This window comes from Sulfurovum sp. (genome assembly GCF_049668085.1).
Lineage (GTDB): Bacteria > Campylobacterota > Campylobacteria > Campylobacterales > Sulfurovaceae > Sulfurovum.
In genome coordinates this window covers 1-1,657 of the sequence record NZ_JBATIY010000019.1, presented here as the reverse complement: position 1 = coordinate 1,657, position 1,657 = coordinate 1, and the positions used below count along the sequence as shown (strand labels likewise).

Genomic DNA, 1,657 nt, shown 5'->3' with positions numbered 1-1,657 from the left:
GCTTTTGCATACTCAAATGCATATTGACATATTTTTTCACATCCTGGTCTTGTGATGATTTTAAGACACTGAGTAACTTCCGGAGTTTGTTGGTGCTCAATACCAGCATAAAGATCTTCTTCATTTTCACGAATAGTGACAACATCCATACCTGGGAATCTTGAAGGTACAAATGGATCATATGCTTTAGCAGGACGTACATTTGCGTAAAGACCTAATGTTTTACGAATGGTTACGTTAAGAGATTTATATCCACCACCTTGAGGTGTAGTAATAGGTGCTTTAAAAAGAACTTTGTTTTTCTTGATAGAGTCCCAAGCTTCTTGACCGATACCAGAACTGTTTCCTGAAAGGTAAACTTGCTCACCTACATCAATATGTTCCCACTCTACATCAGCACCAGCCGCATCAAGTATTCTAGTACTTGCATCCATAATCTCTGGACCGATTCCGTCACCTCTTGCAACTGTAATTGTTTGCTTTGCCATTTTTTTTCCTTTTATGATCAATTAAATATAAACTCTCCTAGAAGCTACATCTTAATAGCTTCCACCTAAATCTAATTCTTCTAGATTATCTTGAACCAATTTTTCCCATCAGAAAAACTTGCAAGCATTATAATTAATTTGTTAGACCAAACTCTTCACAAATATTGTTTCTTTTATTATCTTTTTTTATTTTATTAATTATCCATAATTGTTATTTTAGCTATCTGTATTTGTTTGAAAAATTATCTTTAAATTTAATACCATTATAGTTTTAGGTGGGGGGGGTAGTATTAGGTTATAAAACAAGAAACCTTTGAAAAAAACCTCAAATGACTTAATGTTCTACTTCTAGTTGGAATATTTGGAGATAGACGACCTCAGATCTACAAAGAAAAAACTGCTCGAGAGCATCGACAGACTCAGTGATGAAGATAAAGAGTGGCTGCAGCAGTTTAAAAAGTACGAATAAGCTCTCCTGTCTCTCTTTTAATCTCTTGCTCGATCATCAGCGCATTTAGGTAGTATTCTAGCTGTTTTCTTTTCACTTCCAATGTAAGAATCTCACGTTGATTGACCTGGAATAGATCACTTGAGCCAACTTCATATTTTTTGTTTTCCATTTTTTCCAATGACTCAACTATTTTCGTTTCTTTACGACCCAGCTCTATATTTTGATTGATAGCATCTAATGAATAGGTTAAATTGCTTAGATTTGCTTTCAATTCAAGGATCAATCGATTCTTCTCCTCTTCAAGTTGGATAACACTCTTTTTTATCTCTGCCCTCTTTCCCTCATACTTTCGTCTTTCCAAAGGCATCTCAAACTGTAATCCTACTTTCACACCCTCACCATACTCCATATCATGCACTCCGTATGCAAAAAGGTTTAACTTGGGATATTTCTCTAAACTGTTATAGGCTGTATCTAGGTCCAACTTCGTTTTCTGATATTCCAATGCCTTAAGGTCCTGTCTGCTCTCCAGGGCTTTACGCATGGCATTTTCCAAAATGATTTTTTCTTTCTTTAACATTTTTAAGGAAGGCAATGCATATTTTCGATCAAACTCTTTTTGGCGTATGTTCATATATTTCAAAAATGTCTGCAGTGCCTGGGTATAACTTTGTTTTCTTCTAATAACCCTTTGTTGGCGACTGATGATCTGCTGATC

Annotated in this window: 2 protein-coding genes; both read right to left on the bottom strand. The window is 35.3% G+C overall.

Annotated elements, in window-relative coordinates; genetic code table 11:
* A partial coding sequence (locus WBM70_RS01490; RefSeq protein WP_424556750.1) for an isocitrate/isopropylmalate family dehydrogenase occupies positions 1 to 488 on the bottom strand: 488 nt, incomplete at its 3' end.
* A 452-nt stretch (positions 489 to 940) separates the two neighbouring features.
* Positions 941 to 1,657: TolC family protein (locus tag WBM70_RS01485; RefSeq protein ID WP_424556749.1), on the bottom strand; the 717-nt coding region annotated here is incomplete at its 5' end.